This is a genomic window from Carboxylicivirga litoralis (assembly GCF_025499605.1).
Lineage (GTDB): Bacteria > Bacteroidota > Bacteroidia > Bacteroidales > Marinilabiliaceae > Carboxylicivirga > Carboxylicivirga litoralis.
Genome location: NZ_JAFMVC010000062.1, coordinates 1 through 4,399, shown reverse-complemented (window position 1 = coordinate 4,399; position 4,399 = coordinate 1). Strand labels below are relative to the sequence as shown.

At 37.1% G+C, this 4,399-nt stretch carries 3 protein-coding genes and 1 CRISPR repeat array; all 3 genes read left to right on the top strand.

The genetic code is table 11. The features are described 5' to 3' along the window. A partial coding sequence (locus J1N10_RS20495; RefSeq protein WP_262328601.1) for a hypothetical protein occupies window positions 1-200 on the top strand: 200 nt, incomplete at its 5' end. A 291-nt stretch (window positions 201-491) separates the two neighbouring features. Next, window positions 492-1,397 carry a type II CRISPR-associated endonuclease Cas1 gene (gene cas1, locus J1N10_RS20490; RefSeq protein ID WP_262328600.1) on the top strand — a complete coding sequence of 302 codons (906 nt, stop codon included), beginning with the start codon at window positions 492-494 and terminating at the stop codon, window positions 1,395-1,397. Next, window positions 1,397-1,735: a CRISPR-associated endonuclease Cas2 gene (gene cas2, locus J1N10_RS20485; protein WP_262328599.1), complete on the top strand. Its 339-nt coding sequence runs from the start codon at window positions 1,397-1,399 to the stop codon at window positions 1,733-1,735. The genes cas1 and cas2 overlap by 1 nt, the downstream gene beginning before the upstream one ends. A gap of 107 nt (window positions 1,736-1,842) precedes the next feature. Continuing rightward, window positions 1,843-4,352: a CRISPR direct-repeat array (repeat unit 47 nt; unit sequence CATGTCAAAGACCGCACTAAATATACAATTTGAAAGCAATTCACAAC). Between the last annotated feature and the right edge of the window lie 47 nt (window positions 4,353-4,399).

Genomic DNA, 4,399 nt, shown 5'->3' with positions numbered 1-4,399 from the left:
CGCCAGACCTGGCGAAACCGCTAAAAATAACATCAAACTGGTCAGTACAGCTTTTAGGAAGCTGTTTTGAGCTTATCTGCAAGCAATCACGAAGCAGCATCGTAACTGCAGCTTCTCTAAAAAATAGCGTTTTAGAGCGTACAGGTTACAACAATCTGCTTATTGCATTAATACTAATCTACAAAAGCAAATATATATGATGATTTTCGATTTTATCCCTGGAGTACTTACAAACGATTAATGAAAAGTAAACCAACTCACCTTAAGAAAAAGAGTAATGGATTGGGTTGATATTGATGAAAACTATATTGATTATCATTCAAAAACAATTGAACCAGAGAAGTTAAAATATTTGATAATTGAGTAATTCAGATATCTGTTTACATCAGTAATCGGTCTATTAGTCAATAAAATAAGTCTATTAAACAATTGGCATAGTACTTAAGGGTTAGTATTGCGTAAAAGAATTAAACCCTTGATTAATAGAGACTATGATTAAACGTACCCTTTATTTTGGAAATCCGGCCTATTTGCATAAGCAGCAACAGCAATTAAAAGTATTAGAACCTAAAACAAATACAGAATTAGGCTCAATTCCCATTGAAGATATAGGTGTTGTATTGTTGGATAATCCGCAGATTACTATTACCCATGCCTTGTTGGCTTCTTTATTGGAGCGCAATACGGCCATCATTAGTTGCGATGATAAACATTTACCTGTAGGTTTGATGTTGCCGTTGAATGGACACACACTTCAATCCGAACGCTTTCGGGAGCAAATCAATGCCAGTGAACCGCTTAAAAAGAACTTATGGCAGCAAACGGTTAAAGCAAAGGTGGAAAACCAGGCAGAATTGCTGCAGCGCTTTGGTATTGAAAACAAACGCTTAAAAGCTTTGGTGCCACAAGTGCAAAGTGGCGACCCCGTTAATGTGGAAGGACGGGCCGCTTCAGTGTATTGGAAATTGCTGTTCGAGAATGAGGAATTTACCAGGCATCGCTATGGCGATGCGCCCAATGCACATCTGAATTATTGCTATGCCATATTGCGGGCTATCGTTGCCAGGGCATTGGTGAGTAGTGGTTTACTGCCTACCCTGGGGATTTTTCACCGCAATAAGTACAATGCCTATTGCCTAGCCGACGATATTATGGAGCCTTACCGGCCATTTTGCGATCAGCTGGTTTATCAAATGTGGCAGGATGCTGAAATAGAAGGGGAGGAAATAACACGCGTGCATAAAGCAAAATTACTATCCATTGCATCGGTAGATGTGGTATTTGATAAGCAAAAAAGTCCGTTGATGGTTGGTTTAAGTCGCACCACCAACTCCTTGTTCGAATGTTTTGAAGGTACAAGAAGACGAATTATCTATCCACAATTTATAGACGAGTAATGTCGTATTCAGCATTGAATCAATACCGTATTATGTGGGTACTTGTGTTTTTTGATTTGCCGACGGAGACAAAGAAACAGCGGAAAAATGCTGCCCGATTCCGTAAACAGTTAATTGATGATGGCTTCTCCATGTTTCAATTCTCCATTTATATTCGCAATTGTCCCAGCCGGGAAAATGCTGATGTACATATGAAGCGCGTTAAAAACATGTTGCCAGAGCATGGGCACGTGGGTTTATTAAAAGTAACCGATAAACAATTTGGTATGATGGAACTGTTTCATAGCCGAAAACCTGAAAATAAGCCGGATGTGGTGCAACAACTTCAATTATTTTAGAATTTAAAAAGTTGTAGAAATGGAAAACCAACCCAGTGAGTGAGTTGGTTTTTCTATTTCTAAGGTCTTTGATAAGTGTTTGTGAATTTGATATTTGCAGGCAAGACCATGTCAAAGACCGCACTAAATATACAATTTGAAAGCAATTCACAACAATTAGTAAACAATGAGTAAACAATACTTTCATGTCAAAGACCGCACTAAATATACAATTTGAAAGCAATTCACAACGGTCAGTTGGTGCATTTTCTGTATCATCAACATGTCAAAGACCGCACTAAATATACAATTTGAAAGCAATTCACAACGCCCCAACTCCAAGCCACTTTGGTGTGTACCATGTCAAAGACCGCACTAAATATACAATTTGAAAGCAATTCACAACATCATTTGTGAATATCAATGAGCGTATTGACATGTCAAAGACCGCACTAAATATACAATTTGAAAGCAATTCACAACATACAAGAGAGTGGTATGTCCATCCGTGAGCATGTCAAAGACCGCACTAAATATACAATTTGAAAGCAATTCACAACAGGCAAACAATAAGCTGTTAACCCAAAACACATGTCAAAGACCGCACTAAATATACAATTTGAAAGCAATTCACAACGAAGAGCTTGAGGCCGAAAAAAAAAGCGAGCATGTCAAAGACCGCACTAAATATACAATTTGAAAGCAATTCACAACGCATTGCGACTAGATGAGCAAATTATTTTACATGTCAAAGACCGCACTAAATATACAATTTGAAAGCAATTCACAACGCACGCTATGAATACGACCTTGCCAACACACATGTCAAAGACCGCACTAAATATACAATTTGAAAGCAATTCACAACTGCTATGAATGGCTATGCTGAATTAAAACACATGTCAAAGACCGCACTAAATATACAATTTGAAAGCAATTCACAACCAGTTCATCCTGCTGATATTTGATTGTTACCATGTCAAAGACCGCACTAAATATACAATTTGAAAGCAATTCACAACGTCGCAATAAGGCATATACACCAGAAGAACCATGTCAAAGACCGCACTAAATATACAATTTGAAAGCAATTCACAACAGGGTAGACACGGTTAAAAAATTAGCTCTACATGTCAAAGACCGCACTAAATATACAATTTGAAAGCAATTCACAACGAGGTAGCTGTTTTCTTAATCTTATTCGATCATGTCAAAGACCGCACTAAATATACAATTTGAAAGCAATTCACAACTAGCTAGAAATATTTTTATCGGTTCAGCTACATGTCAAAGACCGCACTAAATATACAATTTGAAAGCAATTCACAACAGTATTAAAAGAGATTTAAAAAATAATATCCATGTCAAAGACCGCACTAAATATACAATTTGAAAGCAATTCACAACGCTAACATTAGCGATACTCCCGTTTCAACACATGTCAAAGACCGCACTAAATATACAATTTGAAAGCAATTCACAACGGCAACGGTGTGGCCTCAATATTCAAACCTCATGTCAAAGACCGCACTAAATATACAATTTGAAAGCAATTCACAACGCTAACACCGTCACTATGTTGAATACGCGCCATGTCAAAGACCGCACTAAATATACAATTTGAAAGCAATTCACAACAGCTTTATTACTGCTCTCAAAAATTTCACCCATGTCAAAGACCGCACTAAATATACAATTTGAAAGCAATTCACAACTACAGACACAACTAACAACATAGAGCAAGACATGTCAAAGACCGCACTAAATATACAATTTGAAAGCAATTCACAACAGCTTAAACGCTCTGTTAAGTTACAAAAGACATGTCAAAGACCGCACTAAATATACAATTTGAAAGCAATTCACAACGAAGTAGAAGCAACAATTAAAGACGGTCGTCATGTCAAAGACCGCACTAAATATACAATTTGAAAGCAATTCACAACAGGGCAAGGTTAAAGGGAGAATGGCTGAGGCATGTCAAAGACCGCACTAAATATACAATTTGAAAGCAATTCACAACCTACGACCAAATAATCAAAGAGCTGTGCGCCATGTCAAAGACCGCACTAAATATACAATTTGAAAGCAATTCACAACATGAAAGAATTTAAAGAAGTATATAAACAACATGTCAAAGACCGCACTAAATATACAATTTGAAAGCAATTCACAACCTAAACTTTCAATCTCTACTATTATACCAAACATGTCAAAGACCGCACTAAATATACAATTTGAAAGCAATTCACAACACTATGAAAGCAATGCTAACACCAATGCTCATGTCAAAGACCGCACTAAATATACAATTTGAAAGCAATTCACAACGAAGCGCCTTGTACATCGCGAATCAAATAACATGTCAAAGACCGCACTAAATATACAATTTGAAAGCAATTCACAACGGAGATTGTACTATAATTCCTGAACGGTGACATGTCAAAGACCGCACTAAATATACAATTCGAAAGCAATTCACAACTTGCTACGCCAAATAACACCTCTCTCGTTCATGTCAAAGACCGCACTAAATATACAATTTGAAAGCAATTCACAACGCACGAGCTGGGTATTGTACTCAACGATGACATGTCAAAGACCGCACTAAATATACAATTTGAAAGCAATTCACAACATGTACTTAGCAGCGTCATATGAAGTTGATCATGTCAAAGACCGCAC

Coding starts and splice junctions, on each gene's coding strand:
- cas1 (WP_262328600.1), top strand. CDS start 492: ATGATTAAACGTACCCTTTATTTTGGAAATCCGGCCTATTTGCATAAG.
- cas2 (WP_262328599.1), top strand. CDS start 1,397: ATGTCGTATTCAGCATTGAATCAATACCGTATTATGTGGGTACTTGTG.